13 protein-coding genes and 1 pseudogene are annotated in these 15,423 nt (G+C 68.8%); 4 read left to right on the forward strand and 10 right to left on the reverse strand.

Annotated features, from left to right (window positions below; translation table 11 throughout):
• Positions 1-134: 134 nt before the first annotated feature.
• Both QSK17_RS11640 and QSK17_RS11645 read right to left on the reverse strand, forming a co-directional pair.
• Positions 135-593 carry a transposase gene (locus QSK17_RS11640; protein ID WP_285704661.1) on the reverse strand — a complete coding sequence of 153 codons (459 nt, stop codon included), beginning with the start codon at positions 591-593 and terminating at the stop codon, positions 135-137.
• 150 nt (positions 594-743) lie between these two features.
• A complete protein-coding gene (locus tag QSK17_RS11645; protein WP_285704662.1) occupies positions 744-2,519 on the reverse strand; it encodes a hypothetical protein in 1,776 nt (591 codons plus the stop codon).
• Positions 2,520-2,733: 214 nt separating this feature from the next.
• Between QSK17_RS11645 and QSK17_RS11650 the strand changes: the two genes are divergently transcribed.
• The 3 genes and pseudogenes from QSK17_RS11650 to QSK17_RS11660 all read left to right on the forward strand — a co-directional run bounded on the left by QSK17_RS11650 (position 2,734) and on the right by QSK17_RS11660 (position 4,945).
• Entirely contained in the window at positions 2,734-3,333 is a 600-nt protein-coding gene (locus tag QSK17_RS11650; protein WP_285704663.1) for a hypothetical protein, read from the forward strand.
• A 116-nt stretch (positions 3,334-3,449) separates the two neighbouring features.
• Positions 3,450-3,626, forward strand: a pseudogene (locus tag QSK17_RS11655) (helix-turn-helix domain-containing protein); the annotation flags it as partial.
• Between the two features lie 173 nt (positions 3,627-3,799).
• The gene (locus tag QSK17_RS11660) at positions 3,800-4,945 is read left to right on the forward strand and encodes an NsdA family TPR-like regulatory protein (protein ID WP_285704664.1); all 1,146 of its coding nucleotides are present in this window, start codon (positions 3,800-3,802) and stop codon (positions 4,943-4,945) included.
• On the opposite strand, the gene QSK17_RS11665 is transcribed toward QSK17_RS11660, so the two are convergent.
• Complete coding sequence (locus tag QSK17_RS11665; RefSeq protein WP_285704665.1) at positions 4,939-5,655, reverse strand: HAD family hydrolase; 717 nt, start codon at positions 5,653-5,655, stop codon at positions 4,939-4,941. The two genes, QSK17_RS11660 and QSK17_RS11665, sit on opposite strands and share 7 nt — an antisense overlap.
• Before the next feature lie 155 nt (positions 5,656-5,810).
• On the opposite strand from QSK17_RS11665, the gene QSK17_RS11670 reads away from it, so the two are divergent.
• Entirely contained in the window at positions 5,811-6,296 is a 486-nt protein-coding gene (locus QSK17_RS11670) for a hypothetical protein (RefSeq protein WP_285704666.1), read from the forward strand.
• Between the two features lie 166 nt (positions 6,297-6,462).
• On the opposite strand, the gene QSK17_RS11675 is transcribed toward QSK17_RS11670, so the two are convergent.
• The 7 genes from QSK17_RS11675 to QSK17_RS11705 form a co-directional block, all read right to left on the reverse strand.
• Positions 6,463-6,813 (reverse strand): hypothetical protein, encoded by a 351-nt coding sequence (locus QSK17_RS11675; RefSeq protein WP_285704667.1) that lies wholly within the window; start codon positions 6,811-6,813, stop codon positions 6,463-6,465.
• Between the two features lie 150 nt (positions 6,814-6,963).
• Positions 6,964-7,821: a C40 family peptidase gene (locus QSK17_RS11680; RefSeq protein WP_285704668.1), complete on the reverse strand. Its 858-nt coding sequence runs from the start codon at positions 7,819-7,821 to the stop codon at positions 6,964-6,966.
• The gene (locus QSK17_RS11685) at positions 7,812-8,663 is read right to left on the reverse strand and encodes a replication-relaxation family protein (RefSeq protein WP_285704669.1); all 852 of its coding nucleotides are present in this window, start codon (positions 8,661-8,663) and stop codon (positions 7,812-7,814) included. The genes QSK17_RS11680 and QSK17_RS11685 overlap by 10 nt, the downstream gene beginning before the upstream one ends.
• Positions 8,660-11,029 carry a type IV secretory system conjugative DNA transfer family protein gene (locus QSK17_RS11690; RefSeq protein ID WP_285704670.1) on the reverse strand — a complete coding sequence of 790 codons (2,370 nt, stop codon included), beginning with the start codon at positions 11,027-11,029 and terminating at the stop codon, positions 8,660-8,662. Before QSK17_RS11690 ends, QSK17_RS11685 begins: the two co-directional genes overlap by 4 nt.
• A complete protein-coding gene (locus QSK17_RS11695) occupies positions 11,029-12,777 on the reverse strand; it encodes a VirB4 family type IV secretion system protein (RefSeq protein ID WP_285704671.1) in 1,749 nt (582 codons plus the stop codon). Before QSK17_RS11695 ends, QSK17_RS11690 begins: the two co-directional genes overlap by 1 nt.
• Positions 12,774-13,712 carry a PrgI family protein gene (locus QSK17_RS11700; RefSeq protein ID WP_285704672.1) on the reverse strand — a complete coding sequence of 313 codons (939 nt, stop codon included), beginning with the start codon at positions 13,710-13,712 and terminating at the stop codon, positions 12,774-12,776. The genes QSK17_RS11695 and QSK17_RS11700 overlap by 4 nt, the downstream gene beginning before the upstream one ends.
• Positions 13,709-15,256 (reverse strand): conjugal transfer protein TrbL family protein, encoded by a 1,548-nt coding sequence (locus tag QSK17_RS11705; protein ID WP_285704673.1) that lies wholly within the window; start codon positions 15,254-15,256, stop codon positions 13,709-13,711. Before QSK17_RS11705 ends, QSK17_RS11700 begins: the two co-directional genes overlap by 4 nt.
• Positions 15,257-15,423 lie beyond the last annotated feature (167 nt).

Here is a 15,423-nt window from a genome sequence, read left to right on the forward strand (position 1 = left end):
ATGATCGAAAGGTGTGCCATGTCGCTCCACCCAGGCCGTGCGCAGGTGAAACGAAGCATGCCCCGACCGCGAGAGTGGCGTCCGAGGAAGAAGACCGAGCGGAGATCTCCCCGCCGGATTCGGGCTCTTCGAAGTTAAGCGGAATTGAGGGATCCACGGCTCTTGCGAGCGGTGGCGCAGCGGGTGCGTAACCGCTGGTTCTCGGGGTTGCGGAAGCCGTACGCGTCCCGCCCGATCGTCTTGATCACCCGGTTGGTGCCCTCGGGGCCTGCGTTGGTGATCCCGGTGCGGATGAACGCGCAGATCTCCGGCCACCAGGTCTGCACCGTCGTGGCCAGCCGCTCCAGTTCGGGCAGGCCCGAGGCGGCGCACCGGTCGTAGAACCGAAGCCGGTTGCGTAGTTCCCACTCCCGGTTGCCCTCGCGCCCCCGCCGGCTGCGGACCTGCACCGTCACCCGGCGGCGCACCTCGGTCACCGTGGCGTTGGCCAGCTGCACCAGATGGAAGTGATCGACCACCAGCACCGCGTGCGGCAGCGCGGCCCGCACCGCCGCTTTGAAGATCGTGCACATGTCGATAGCGACGTAGGTCACCTGGTCTTTCCACACCGCACCGAGCGTCCAGCCAGTCGACCACCGTCCGGGAGGTGCGGCCCTCGACCTGACCGAGCAGGCCCTGTCCTGGTGGCTATCTTCGGCCGCTCATAGAAGGGCGACGGAGAAGAGTGTGCGCCCTGCTACCACTCACGGCTTCAGCTTAAGCCTCTTCCTTGACGCGCCCGGGAACACGACGACCAGGTGCTCCTCTCCTGCATCGTTGACCCGCACGTAGACACGGAGCCGGTAGCGGCCCTTCCCCGTGATCGCCAGGTTCGGCATCGGGGCACCCGCGCCCACGTCTCCGCCCTCGCCCATCTCCGGCACGGTGAGCTGGCCGCTGCGGCTGACGATCGACACCTCGTTGACCTGCTCCCACCCAGCCGTCCGCTGTGGCGGCGGGGTGCGGAAGGCCTTCACTGTAAGGCACAGATCAACGACGTCTTCGAAATGCCCGATGAGCACCGCGCCGCTGGCCACCCCGATGAGGGTGCTGTCGTCGTAGACCTTGTCCATCGCCTGCTCCGCCGCCTCGTCGGCTGCTTCGTCTTCGGGGTCGTGGACCAGATAGCCGGGATCGCCGTCGGCGAACAGGAAGTATTTGGCCGTGGCCTGGACGACACCCTTCGTCCGGGGCCACGGGTCGCGGCACTTCGCGTTCTCCTCGGCGATGTAGGCGGCGTTCGCCGCCTCCGTCTCCGTGGTCGACCGCAGCAGCTCGGGACGGGTTGCGCCGACGATCTCCGGGCAGACGTAGACGAGGTCCCACGGGTCCGCGCCCCAGGCGGGCCGCGCGCTCCCGGCCCGCGTCAGAATCGCCTCCTGCTCGTCGCGGTCCTTTGTACGGCACAGCGCCCGCCCATACGCGAGGATCTCCTGGTCCGACAGGCTGTCCGGGAACATGGGCGGGACTCCGCCCTCTGTGCTCCGCGCTCGGCACAGGAACGCGGCGTGGCGTTCCGCAGGTTTCAGGTCGCCGAAGCTGGGCCCGTCATAGCAGTCCATCGACCAGCCGGTGTAGGTGAGGTGCGGGGTCTGCTCCGGGTGGATCAGTGCGGTGATCGGCAGTACGGCCACGGCCGCCACCGCGACGCGGATCATGCGCCGCCGCGCGGGCGGAAGGTCCGCCGGGTGCCCCTCGGCGGGCAGTTCACGGGCGGTCGCCGCGATCCACACGGTGCTGACGAGCCCCACCGCGTCCATCATGACCAGCATCGCCAGATGGCCGCTGGAGATCCTTCCGAAGAGAACGTTGAGCGGGATCACCAGCGCGTAGACGCCCACCGACAACCACCCGGCGGCCTGCGTGCCGCGGCTCCACCGGCCGTCGCGCCGCTGCCCGACGACCGTGATGATGGTCGCCGCCAATCCGCCCAGTATCAAGCCCAGTTCGACGATGCCGCCCGATCCAAGCTCTGGGAGGTCGAGTTCGTCGAGCAGTTCGTTGGCCATCCCGACCAGCTCGACCGCGAACATCGCTCCGGCCGCCGCGCGCAGCATGCGGGACCGCCAGCGGATAACGAGCAGGTATAGGACGTCGATCGCGGTCCACAGCGCGAGCTGGAATGCCGCATCGACCGCGTCGGGGAGCAGCGCGATCGGATACCACGGCACGAGGGTGTACACCACCGCCAGATACAGCAGTCGGCGCAGCGCCTTCGCCCGGCGGTCCAGCGGTCCCGGCGCGGGGGCACGCAGGATCAGCCACAGGAGCGCGGCCTTCACCAGGGCGGCCACGAGCAGCGCCACAGCCGTTGGGGTGTCAAACCCGTCGCGCGCGTAGAACTCCGCATAGGCCGGCGGCGACCATTCGACGGCCACCCAGAGCCAGGCGTCGCCGATCACCAGGCCCGCGACCGCCGCCGCAAGAACCAGACCTACTAATCCAATCCTGATAATCCGCCAGGAACTATCCGAAAGCACGGGACGCGATCTTAGTGCGGCACCGCCGTACAGGCGGACACGGCGGAACGAGCGGTCCCGTCCCGCCGATCAGACTCCATGGTCTTCGACGCGATGCGGTTTCGATGATGGTGAGGCGCTGGGTGTCCAGGGTGTTGCAGGCTACGTAGTCGGGGAGGGAGTGGTCCCAGGAGGGATGGACGCTGGGGATTCCAATGGGTCGCCAGGAATATGGATGGCTCAGTTGTCGGTGTCGAGCGATGCTGTACCGGTGTCGTCGTTGCTGACCGCGGTGAAATATGAGCGGACGACTGCCCTATTGCGAGGCAGACGCATCCGAAAAGTCGTCTACTACCCACTGACAGACGGGGAGGACGGCCGCGATGTCGAGGACTGGGACTTCGGACCCTGGCACCAGCCGACCATGGGCGTCGAGCTGTTCACCGACGATGGCGCTTGCTTTTCGGCTGTATGGGGAAGCAGCTTCGAGCACTACGGGCTTGAGCTCTTCCCTGAGCCGATGACCGCTCACCTGCGGCGAATCGGAGAGCCGTGCGGGTCGGCTCCCATCGAAGTGACCAATCACCCGCGCTGGTCGAGTCTGGTAGGTAGGAAACTAACGCGTGTTGAGATTGTCTGGTCCGAAGATGGCGAAGGCGGCATTCGACTGCCGCTCGCGATCCGGCTGTGCTCGCGGGAGAGGACAGTGTGGATCGCCGCCGGCCGACCGGCGGACTGGCCGCCAGGCGAGGTCTACTACCTCGCTACCGATGATGTCATGGTCGTCTTCACCGCCGAGTTTACGGCCAAGCTGGGCATTCCCGTTATCCGCTAACTGGTTCGGCCGAGCGCAATCACGCCACGCTTGAGCGGCCCGTCTTTAGCATGGATTCGTGGCCACGATAGGCGAACGCATCCGCAGTGTGCGCCGGGGCCTGATCCCAGCAGGGCCTCGCCGACCTTGTCGGCGTGTCCGCCTCGCTCATCCGCAAGCTTGAGCAGGACGCGCGGAGAGACGTGCGGCTGGAAACGCTACGCATGATCGCGGTTTCCCTCAAGGTGCCGACGACCTCGCTGACGGATTCGCGGCGTCTCTTCGCGTTGGCTGTACCACCATCATTCGATTAGCGGTACATTCGCGCCGCGCGTCAGACTTTGGCGCTCCGCCGCCATCTCGAATATCGGCGAGTAAAACCCTATACGTTCCGCTGCGGAGTTTCGGAGGTGTTTGTCCGATGGTGTCCTCTTGGTTCGCGCGTATCCGAGCCGAGCGCAAAGCGCGCCTGTGGGATGTGCACGCGATGGCCCGCAAGCTGCGCGAGGCCGCAGGTGGGGACGCGAGTTCCCTGCCGGACCACGAAGCGCTCGTCCGGTCCATCCGTCGCTGGGAATCGGGAAAGATCAGCACTCCCAGCGAGCGCTACAGGCTGCTCTTCAGCAGGGCTCTGCAAATAGAAGAGAAAGCGCTTTTTGGGGAATTGCCCGAAGACGAGGAGATCGTTTCCCTGCTGGTACTTCCACCCGCAGGCGCCGGGGTGCTGCCTCCAGGGTTCACCGTCGAATCGGTCGAAGCGCTGCTCAGTCGGCTCTACCGCCTGGACGCGGAATTCGGCGGGAACGAGCTGTGCCAGGTTGTGGCAGGTCAGGCACAGGCGGCGGCCGGCCTGTTCGGCTCGCCCGGCCTGCGAGCGGACGACACGCGTCGCCTGTACCTGGCCATGGCGGGCCTCACCCAGATCGCGGGCTGGCTGTCCATCGACGCGAGCAGGCACGCGGAGGCCAGCCGGTACCTCACCGCCACGATTTACGCGGCACACGAGGCCGACGACCCCTCCCTGGCCGGGCACGCCCTCGGCTACATGAGCCTGCACGCCCTCTACCGCGACCAACCGGACAAGGCGCTCGCACTGGCACGCACCGCGATCGGCCTCACCAGCGCGGGAGTATCCCCACGCGCCCGCGCGACAGCGCACAACCGCGCCGCACGTGCCCATGCCCGGCTCGGAGAGGCTGACGCATGCAAGCGCAGCCTGGATCTGGCGCAGGCCGTGTACGCCGAAACGGCGGATGAGGAGGAGCCTCGCTGGGTCGGATACGTCGGCGAGATAGAGCTCTCCGCCCAGCGCGGCGCCTGTTTCCTGGACCTGGGACAGGCCGACGACGCGATCTCGGAAATCGAAGACACCATCTCGCTCGTACGGTCGAGGACACCGGAGCACGCCAGAGACCTGGCGCATTACACGATCCGGTTGGCCGCCGCCTATCTCAGCAAGGGGGAGGTCGCCCACGCGGCCGCCATCGGCGGGAACGCGCACCGGATGTCCTCCGCCATCGGCTCGGCACGGGTGCGAGAGCGCTTCACCGAGTTCATGGACGACCTGTCGGCTTACAAGAAGGTGCCGCAGGTGCGTGACCTGGCAGAAGAGGTGCGGGCGTCGTCCTACTGAGCCCCGTCCGTCACGCCGAGGATGGCGCGGATGACAGCCGGGGTGTCGCTGAGATCGGTGAGAACGAGTTCGGCGCCTGCCTCGCGCAAGGCGTCCGCGCCACACGAGCCGGTGGCGACGGCGACCACCCTCGCGCCGCCGAGGTGCCCGGCGAGGACGTCGTTGGGTGTGTCTCCGATCAGGACCGTGTTGTCGGCGGTGAACGCGGATCCGTACTTGGCGGTCGCGCGTTGCTGCGCCAGCCGTACCAGTTCGGGGCGCTCCTCGTGGTCCATCCCGTACGCGCCCGCGTCGAAGTCCACGAACCGATCCAGGTCGAACGCCTTGAGCTTGCCGATCGCGATCGGCTCCATGTTCCCTGTGAGTACGGACTGGACGACGTCCGGACGGTCGGCGAGTCTGGAGAGCACCTCGGTTGCTCCGCCCAGTACCCGCCCGCGTTTCCTGATCGCGTCCTCGTAGGTGAGGAAGGAATCGGCCAAGGCGAGACCGAAGGAGTGGAGGAGGCGGTCAGATGCCTCGATGTGGTGCAGACGCAGGGTGTCCGCCGCGATCGCCCGTTCAGTACGGCCGGTCATGTCGGCGAGTTGTCGCATGACCTGGCCGGTCGCGGACCGGAAAGCGTCGGCGTAGATGTCGTGGCTGAGGCCACCGATGGTGATCAGCGTGTGGTCGATGTCCCACAGGACCAAGGTTCGCCCGGCGCTCACCGTACGAGCCTAGCGATTGCGGCTGTGGGCATTCCGGGGATCGGCAAGCCCGATCGGCTTCCGCTGTGAACTCCGCCGCGCCGACCCCGGAACACGTTAGCGTTCACTGCCCGGGCACCGCGCGTGGACGGGGACGGCGCAGATGGGAAGGCCAGATGAACGCTGAGACATTGGACCTGCTCTTCGACGTGGTACGGCGCCTGGAGAAGAACATCGTGGCTCGGGAATGCCCAGCGATCGCCGCGATCGAAGGCGAGCGCAAGCTCGTGCTGAGTGATTACGACTATCTGCGCGACACGACGACGGCGGCGGCGTTCGAGGACAGAGTGGCGGGGAAGGCACGAGAGATCGCTGCCGCTCGCTGGGTGCTGGCCGTCCCCCAGGTGTGGATATTCCAACCGCCGAGCACGATCGCCCTACGAGCTGTGTCGAACCATCCGCTCCAGGAGGGCGAGCAGGAAGCCATCACATGGATGAGCTTCGACCTGGGCGATGGTGTCGACTACGGCCGAGTCGCCTACGCGCGCCGCCCCAGCGGGGAGCCCGTCTTCGAGGAACCGGAGATCTTCGATGTGGGGATCCGCCCAAGGGAGGCGATGCCCGGGTTCCTCCTGCTTCAGCGATGCCTGGGCGACGAGTGAGGGCCGGCTCGTGAAGAACCGGCCCTCTGACCAACTTCAACTCTCTGACCAAAGAAAGGCTGAGATCGGTCACTACGAGCCTACGGCCTCCCCTCGCGCCGCCGCCAGAACTCCCGGGCAGCCGCCGCGATCCTCACGGAATGCGGGGTCAGGACAAGTCGGCGGTCTACCGCTTGATCCAGATGGACGGGTTGCACTCCTTGAACCCGTTGCGGCGGATGCAGAGCTTGAACACGGTGATGTATCCGAAGAAGACGCTGTCTTCCTCGCAGTCGACGTCACCGCCCTTCTCGTCCTTGACGGTGTGCATGAGCAGGAAGGACGTCGCGTATTCCGCCCAGACCTCGACGCTGTCGGCCCTTGTGTCACACACCGTGATGTGCCTGCGGTCTGAGCTGACCTTCACCGAGCCGTACGAGTAGCGGTCGTCGTGCCAGCCCTTGCCGTCGGCCGAGGCGGCAGGGGCCATCGCGATCAGGAAGAGAAGCGCGGTCAGGACGGTGGCGAGCTTTCGCATGAGTAACTCCATTCGTGTGTTGGGCGTGGTGTGACCGCACTTCGGCCCATAGGGGGCCGAGCGCTGGGAGAAGAGATCAGGAGTGACGCGAGCAGCGCCGTGCAGGGGATCCCGGGGTGGGCTCCACCGCGATGTGGCCCGTAGTGGGCGTCACGTGGGCCGGATGATGCCGACGAGCGCGCGTTCTCGGCTGGGCACGCCGGCCCAGGTGTCGACGCGTATGGTGCTGCCGGTGAACGGCGCGTGCACCATGCGAGTGGCGTCGATCGCGATGCCGACGTGGTCGGGACCGGGAATGGACGAATTGGTCTCGTAGAAGATCAGATCGCCCGGCTGAATCTGAGAGCGTGGGACGCGAACTCCTGCCCGCCACTGTTCGTAGGTTGTGGTGCCGATCCGCACGCCTGCCCTTGCCCAGGCGTATTCGGCCAGCCCGGAGCAGTCGAAACCCTTGGTCCGGGCGCCGCGGCCGATGCCGTAGCTTGGGCCGCTCGGCCCGCCGCCGCCCCAGGAGTAGGGGATGCCGCGCATGGCGAGCGCCGCCTGTAGGGCGACCATGCCACGGCTCGCCCCTGCCACGGCATCAACGGGAAGGCTTTCAGTTGGCAGTTCGGCACACAGCTCGGCGGCGACCGAGGTGACGACCTGCTCGGCCTGCTTTCTGATCCGGGCGGGATCGGTTCCTGGCATCTCATCGGCAAGAGCCGTGAAGACGTCGTCGACGATCGCGTCACGCGGGATGCCGAGTGCTGCGGCGGTCTTGATGCCGCCGCGCACCTCTGCGCGTATGGCGGGAGACAGGTCGGACATGGTCGGTTCGCTGTCTGCCATGCTCGGGAGCCCTGCGGTCTCGGCGTAGCCACACACGGTGTCGGAGATCCCGATACTGGCGGCCGTGGCCGCGTACCTGGCACCTCCGGCCAAGCTGCCGACCAGGACGATGCCGGAGATTAAGGTTCCGCCCGCTGCGAGGACCTTCGCGAGCCCCGTCTCGACGATCAACGGCATCCCTCCTCGCTGGAGGTCGTCGGCTGGGGCCAGTGATCGGCGAGTTCGGCGAGGCGGAGTCGGACGTCTCGGCGGTCGTGCGGTAGCCAGATCGAGCTTTCCGGTCCGTCGGGCCCGGCAACGGCGATGGCGCAGGGGACGGCCATCTGGGCCGCGCGGAGCTGGAGCCGGCTGTGCAGGCCGCTCTCCCTGCGTTTGGATGCGGTCAGGAACAGGACGGGGGTGGTGATCCCGGTGGCCGCCGCGAGGGCGGCGTAGCCGGACAGCTTCGCCAGGACCCGGTCGAAGGTCTCGGTGCCGGTGTCGTATTCGAGGAAGAAGTCGAGCGTGCGGCCGTTCTCCGTCCACCTGCCGTAGGCGTCGGGGCGTATGTGCTTGCCCCACTGCACGGCGCAGTGTGTCTCGGTCCACCACGTTTCCAGGTGGCATCCGCTCGTCTGGCGGGCGGTGCCGTACAGGCGGGCGAAGACCTCATTGGTTCCGATGGTGTGGGCGAGCCGCTGGCTGTAGGCGATCGACAGGGCCCGGTCGCGGCGGTAGCCGAACTCGGGCAGGTCGATGCCGTCCTCGGTTGCCAGTACTGCCGCGCCGGGCTCGCCGAGAACGTAGTGCCAGGGCGCGGACCCGGTCGGCGGCTTGGGCCGGAAGCGGTCCAGGACACCGAGGCGGTGCAGCTTGACCAGGCGGTGCCGCGCGGTGGTCGGGTCGTTGAAGGCGATGTGCGCGATCTGGTGGCAGGTCAGCACCTTGTGGGTCCAGACCATGCGGATCAGGTGGCGGTCGCGGCCGGTCAGCCGGGTGGCGAGCGAGGCCAGGACGCCGGGGGTGTAGTGCTCGTTCATTCGATTTCTCCCTTTCTGGGTTGCTGCCGCGGGTCATTGCTCGGCAGGGCTTCGGGGCAGGCGCGTGTACGGCCATGGGCCTGTGCGGCGGCGGCTCGTACGCGTCCCGCGAGCTCCGCGTCAGGCGCGGGAAGGGGCCGAGTGCGCAGCGTGAACGGCGCAGTCTCGGCGGAGCGGACGACCAGGCGGGCGGCGGCCTGGAAGGCGCCCAGGTTGGCCAGGTCGTGCCGGGTCAGATAGGGGCTGAAGTGGTGCTCGTTCTCGCGTGCGTCCTCGGGCGAGAGCGAGAAGTAGACCTTGTTGCGGGCGTCGGAACTGATCGCCTGCCGCAAGTCGCGCGGGAGCTGCGCCAGGTGCTGGTGGGCGAGCACCAGCGACAGCCGGTAGGCGCGGGCCTCGGCGAGCATGTCCGACAGAGCATGCGGAAGGTTCAGGAAGTTCTGCGTCTCGTCCACATAGAGCGCGGCCGGGGCCCGGGTACGGCCGAGCCGGGCGCGATGGGAGGCGGCCTGCCAGACCTGGGCCAGCAGCAGCGAGCCGAGCAGGCGAACGGTGTCGTCGCCGATGACACCCTTGGGCAGCCGGGCGAGCAGGATCCCGCCGTCGAGCATGTCGCCCACGTCGAAGGTGGACCGCGCCGAGCCGAGGATGTCGCGGACGAACGGGCGGAGCATGAACGCTCGGAGCTTGTTCATGATGGGTGCGGTGACGTGCGCCTGGGCCTGCTCTGACAGGTGCTCGTACCAGTTCCAGAACCCCAGCAGGAAGCTGTCGTTCACCTGGTCGACGAGCTGCCGTCGGTAGACGGGATCGGTGAGCAGCGCGGGGATGTCGGCGAGCGTGCCGCCGTTGCGGGAGAGGGTGAGGGCGCAGCCGCGCAGGATGTCGTCGCTGCGCGGGCCCCAGGAGTCGGCGTAGATCTTGTGGAAGATGCCGACGATGTTGTCCACGAGCGTCTCCCGGTCGGCTCCGTCCAGAACGTTGAGCGCGGGCCTGGGATGGCGGTCGTCGGGGTCGATCAGCGCGATGCGCTGCCCGGCCTCTTCGGGTATGAGTCCGAGGAGATCGGTGATGAGGTCGCCTTTGGCGTCGATGACCGCGACGCCGCGCCCGGCCTGGATGTCGGAGAGGATCATGTGGGCGAGCAGGGTGCTCTTGCCGGTGCCGTTCGGTCCGAGGATGTGCATGTGATGGCAGGAGTCGATGACCCGCAGCGCGACCGGCCGTTCGTGTCCTGTGTCGGCGAACCCGAGTACCTTCCCGCGCTGAGCGATCTGGGGTGAGGGCGCGACCGTGTTCGCGCCCGCCCGCTGAAGCCCGGGTACGGCGGAGTCCATCGGCAGGTGCGCGAGCGCGGCCAGCTCAGGCACCGAAAGCAGGAACCCGCGCCCGAAGCGCCGCGAGGCGAGCCGATGTGCGGGCAGCGGCAGGCGGTGCCGTTCGAGCCGGTTGTGCCCAGAGAACAGGGCGAAGGCGGAGGCGGTGGCATGCGCACGGCCCCGGATGGCGCTGCGCCGCACTTTCGCCACGCCGCCCTCGTCGGCCTGCACGGCGTAGCGGACGGCGACCTCATATCGAGGTTGGAGTGCCTTGTCCCTGATGGCGCGGGCTTCGGCGTACTGCTCCAGCCGTACGGCGTGGTCCTGTCCTCGGTAGTCCGCATGGTGGCGGTCGCGGGCACAGCCTGGCGAGAGGAGATCAAGGGCTGCCCGCAGCAGGACCGCTGGGATGCCGGCGGTGCCATGGGAGAGTCTGCGGCCGGTGGCGGGCCGGGCGAGGACCTGCACGGAGGCGTGCTGCCAGACGGGCATGCCTACCCCGGCCCCGAGCAGGGCGCGGAGCGGGTCGTGGTCGTGAGCGTGCCGAAGCGGGAGCCGGTCACTGCGGGCGATCCTGAGCTGCCCGCCGGTTGCCTGCCCGGTCAGCGGGACGGGCGGAGCGGCCTCCTGTACGGCAGTGCGCGCGGACGGCCACGCGGCCTCGATCGCGTGCTCGACCAGGTGCTGAGGGACGTTCCCGGGAACCCACAGCCGGATCCGGACGCCGCCCGCGCCGAAGATGTACTCGAAGGCCAGGTGCGGCTGGCCGAACAGAGCGCGTTTCCAGGCCGGGCGGAGCAGGCCGATCAGGTTGCTCCACAGCGCCTCGGCGCCGGACAGGTCGGCCTCAGGCGGGGCCAGGATCTCCACGCATCGCGCGCCCTCGGTCATGGCGCGGTGGCGGAGCCGTACGAGCAGGGAGGCGAGCAGCTCGATCAAGATCGCGGCGGTCGGCAGCAGGATGGCGAGCTGCCAGGCGTGCGCGTCCAGCCAGGCCAGCAGCAGATCGAGGAAGGCGTCCGGGTCGTAGAGAAGATCGCGCAGCATCAGAGCTCGTACTCCTCGTACTCGGCCAGTTCCTGGGGTGAGGAAGTGACAAGCCGGTGTTCCTGCTCGCTCGCCAGCACACGGAAGGCCACCCGAGCGGCTCCCGAATCAGCCGCCAGGAGGCCGAAACCGCGATCCGCTGACAGCAGCAACTGCCGCTCCCCGTCGGACAGGCGGAAGGCGTCGGCGACCGTGTCGATTGCCTGTGGTGCCTGGCGGAGCAGGATCTGCGTGGCGGAGTTGGCGATGATCGCCTGCCCGACGTCGGAGCCGAGCAGGTCGGCGGCGTCCTGGGTGACCACCGACAGGCCCGCCCAGTGCTTGCGCGCGGCCTTGGCCATCCGCAGCAGGAACTTCGCGCCCTCCGGGTCCTTCATGAGCAGCCACGCTTCGTCGACCACGACCAGCCGCGGGCGTCGGCTGTGCGGGTTGGAGACCCGCCGCCAGACCGCGTCCAGGGTGAGCAGCGTGCCGACGGCCTTCAGCTCCTCGGGCAGGTCCCGGAGCGAGAAGACGATCAGATGAGAGTCGGGCCGGGTGGTGGTGTGCCCGTCGAAGAGCTGCCGGTGACTTCCCGTCACGTACGGAGCGAGCCCAGCCGCCACCTCTGCCGCCTTGGGATCGCCATCTTCGGTAAGCGCGCTTACCAGATCGCGCATCAGGGGCGGGCGCTTCTTCCAGGTGCGCTGGTCGAAGGTGATCCCCGCCTGCTTGTACGCAGCGAGGATCGCCCGGTCCAGCGCGGCCTTGCTCGCCCTATCGAGGGGACCGCCGAGCATGACCGCGACCAGCGTGTGCAGGAACAGCGACCGCCGGGTCAGCGGATCACCATCCCTGCGGTTCTCCTGGGGAAGGTCGAAAGGGTTGAGCCGGACCTTCGGCGCGCCCAGGTGGAGGTAGGCACCGCCGACAGCCGCGCACAGCCGCGCGTACTCGTCCTCCGGGTCGATGACCGCGACCTCGACCCCGGCGTACAGCGACCGCAGCGCCTCCAACTTGGCCAGGTAGGACTTGCCGGCTCCGCTGCTGGCGATGATCGCCGAGTTGTGGTTGGGCTGAGCGAACCGGTCCCAGGCCACCAGGGAGGCGCTAGCGGCGTTCGCGCCGTACAGCACCGCCGTCGGGCCGAGTTCGGCGGTGAGGTCAGGGCTGGTGAACGGGAACGCCGCCGCGAGCGCGGGAGTGTCGAACGTACGACCCATGGCCAGGTTGTCGAAGGCCAGCGGCAGCGAGGACACCCAGCCCTGGAGCTGGCGGAAGGCAACCTGCCGGGCGTCCAGCAGGAGAGAGGCGGCCAGCGCCCGCACCTGGGCACACGCCTCAGCGAGGTCGTCCTGGCTGCCCGCGTGGACAGTCAGATAGATGGAGGCGCGGAACAGCTTGGCCTGCCCGCGCGCGATTCGGGAGGCGAGGTCCTGGGCGTCCTCGGCGGCGACCTCCGTCCCGGGATCCAGGAGCCGGCCGTGCTGGGAGTCGCTGCGCAGACCGGACTCCAGGCGTGCGAGTTGCCTGCGCAGCCGGTCCGAGGCGACCAGCGAGGGAACAGGGTCGATGTGCAGCGACACGTCCAGGCGGCCGGGAAAGGTGAGCAGCGGTTCCAGCCAGCCGGGCGTGACCTCGCGCGGATAGCCGCTAATCGCCAGGGTCGCGCACAGGCCGCCCCCGACTCGCAGTTCCCTGGGCGCGATCTGGATCGCGTCCGGGCCGAACCCGATACTGGAAGTCGTACGTCTGCGGGAGAGTCTCACCAGCGGTCTCCTCTCGTGATGACCTCGCCCGGCGCGGCAAACTCGCCGTCGGGCAGGGGCGGGGCGGTCGGGTCGAAGCAGGAGGCCAGCAGCGCGCTCGTGGCCGCTGCGTCCAGAAGGCGTACGGTGAGCCCGCACGCCGACAGCAGCCGGGCGGCCTCCTCCAGGCGTCGCAGGGCGCGGGCCGCCGCCGCGTCACGACCGCTGGCCCCGGTGGATGGTTCGCGGATGACCAGCAGCACCTGGCGGCGCAGCAGGTCGTGCCGGGCGGAGATGTCGGAGAGGAAGGCCGCGTGCTCGTGCGCCGCGGCGGTCAGCGCGGGGTGGGGGAGCCCGCGGGCGTTCTCCACCAAGGTGGCGACGGTTTCGGTGAGGTCCACCCGTTCGGCGCGGACCAGGATCTGGGCCGGGCCGGACAGCGAGTTGAGCCAGCGCCCGAACACCGCCACGAGCGCGTCCTGCTCGTCCGCCGTCCGGAGCGCGAAGCTGACCGTGGAGACCTCCGCGACGGCCGCGACGCCATCTGGGCCCAGATCGATGAGGCCGTCACCGGCCACGCCGCGCGCGGGGAGGCGGAGCGGCGCGGGCCGCCGACCGGAGCGGGCGGCCACCCACGAAGGGGCCGGCGAGATGTCAGTCGGCGTGCACACCAGGGCCTTCGGGGAACGCTGGTGACAGATGGCGGCCAGCAGGTAGCGGTCCAGCGGGACGCCGTCACGCCATCCGATGGCCAGCAGTACACCGAGCACCCCGACCGGGAGGGCCACCGCGGCACACACCGCCAGGGGCACACGGTCGCCGACGATCAGGTATGCGGCGTAGAGCAGGCCCCCGGTGCCGCCGAGGATGGCCACCTGCCGGGCGGTGAACCCACCAACGATCCGATCCTCCTGCTCCACATCAGCAGGGATGCGGACCGGCTGCACCCAGCTCATCGGCCGTCACCTCCCGGCTTGTGATGCGGCTTTCCGGGCGGGGTGCGGCGGTCGCTGGGACTGTCGGGCCAGTCGGCAGGACTCGTGGGAAGAACCGGTGGCCGGAACACGACCGGCGGGACCGGAGGCCGCGCCGCTCGTGGCATGGAGGGGCTGTTCTGGGTGCGGAGCCGGTACATCTGAGCCAGCCCGGCGGGGCCGTTGGCGTAGTAGGTCTCGCGCGGGTACCCGTACACCGGCGTGGATCGGGGCACCGGAGGCGACGCCTGCGGCGCGGGACGGTACTTGCCCCGCACCGGCGGAGCAGACGGGGCGTGCTTGGCCGGGGCGGCTTCCCAGTCCTGCGCGCGGACGGGGCGTCGGGCGGCGGTCGGCGCGTGTTTCACCGGGCCGGTGCCGCCCAGGGCAGCGGACACGGCGGACGTGGCTGTCGCCGCAGTGGCGGTAGCCGCACCGGCAGGACCGGTGGCGATCGCCGGTAGAACCCTGCCTGTCATGGCGGAGGCGACCGTGCGCGCGGCGGTACCGGAGGTCCTGCTACCTCGTCCGCCCCGGCCGAGGTGGAGGGCGTTCAGGACGGGAGAGGTGAGCTTGTACGCCAGGGCGTACTTGACGATCCGGATGACTGCCGAACCGCGCCCGGCCGCCTGCGCGAAGATCCTCCGCGAGATCCACGTCGGGATGCGGATCAGGATGATCAGCAGGCAGAGGGTGAGCACCAGGTTGACGAGTTGCCCTGTGGGGGCGACTCCGAGGAGGAGACGGCCGTCCTGGTTGAAGAACACCCGCACCGCAAGGATCAGCGTGAGTGACTGGGTGACCTGGATGAGCAGGAGCCCGGTGAAGGCGCGCCACCAGAATCGGGCCAGCCCGTCGGTGTAGGGCAGGGCGAGGCAGGCCAGCGCGAGTGGCGCGGCGACCACCAGCAGCAGGACCAGGGCGGCCCGCATGACAAACGCGATCAGCAGGACGACGAGCAGGACGACCGTGACCAGGGCGAGCAGGATGAAGAAGATCTGCTGCTGTCCTGGGTTGATCATGTGGACGAGGAAGGTCGTCGCGGCCCGCCGTCCGTCGAAGTCCTGCCCGAGCAGCGCCCGCGACAGGGCGTTGGCCAGATCGATGACCTTGCCGCAGATCGTGAAGCTGGTGTTCGCCGCCAGAGCCGCGACGAACAGGCGGGGCAGGACCTCCTTGACCGCGTAGCGGGTCTGCACGGTCTCATGTCCCATCGCGGCGATCGCGCCGATGGTGGCGAGCAGGACGAAGGCCGCGTTGGCGATCACGGCGTTCGCCTTCCACAGGTCGAACACCCTGCCGCTGCTGGACACATCGGGAGTCGCGAGCAGAGTCGCGGCCAGCAGGTCGAGCAGCGGCTTGATCGCCAGCGCCACTAGGTTCGCGAACCAGGAGTTGATCTGGTCGTTGATCCAGTCACCAATCCCGAACCCGAACCCCGGGCTGTCCGGAAGCGGGACCGAGCCCAGATCTGAGGGAGACGGCGAAGGGGACGGCGTGGGGGCGGCGGCTGCCGTCGTGACCATAGCGGCAGAAGCGCCGATAGCCACGACGGCAGCGATCCCCACCCGCATCGCCGTACGCAGAGACGCGGCCCGAAAATTTGCCGCTCCCGGCAGCACATACCGCGCCGTTGCCGTTGGAGCCGCTGCGGGCGGAGCGGTTGCCGCCCGAGCGGCAAGGCGGGTGGTGG

The sequence above is a fragment of the Microtetraspora sp. NBRC 16547 genome (assembly GCF_030268965.1).
Lineage (GTDB): Bacteria > Actinomycetota > Actinomycetes > Streptosporangiales > Streptosporangiaceae > Microtetraspora.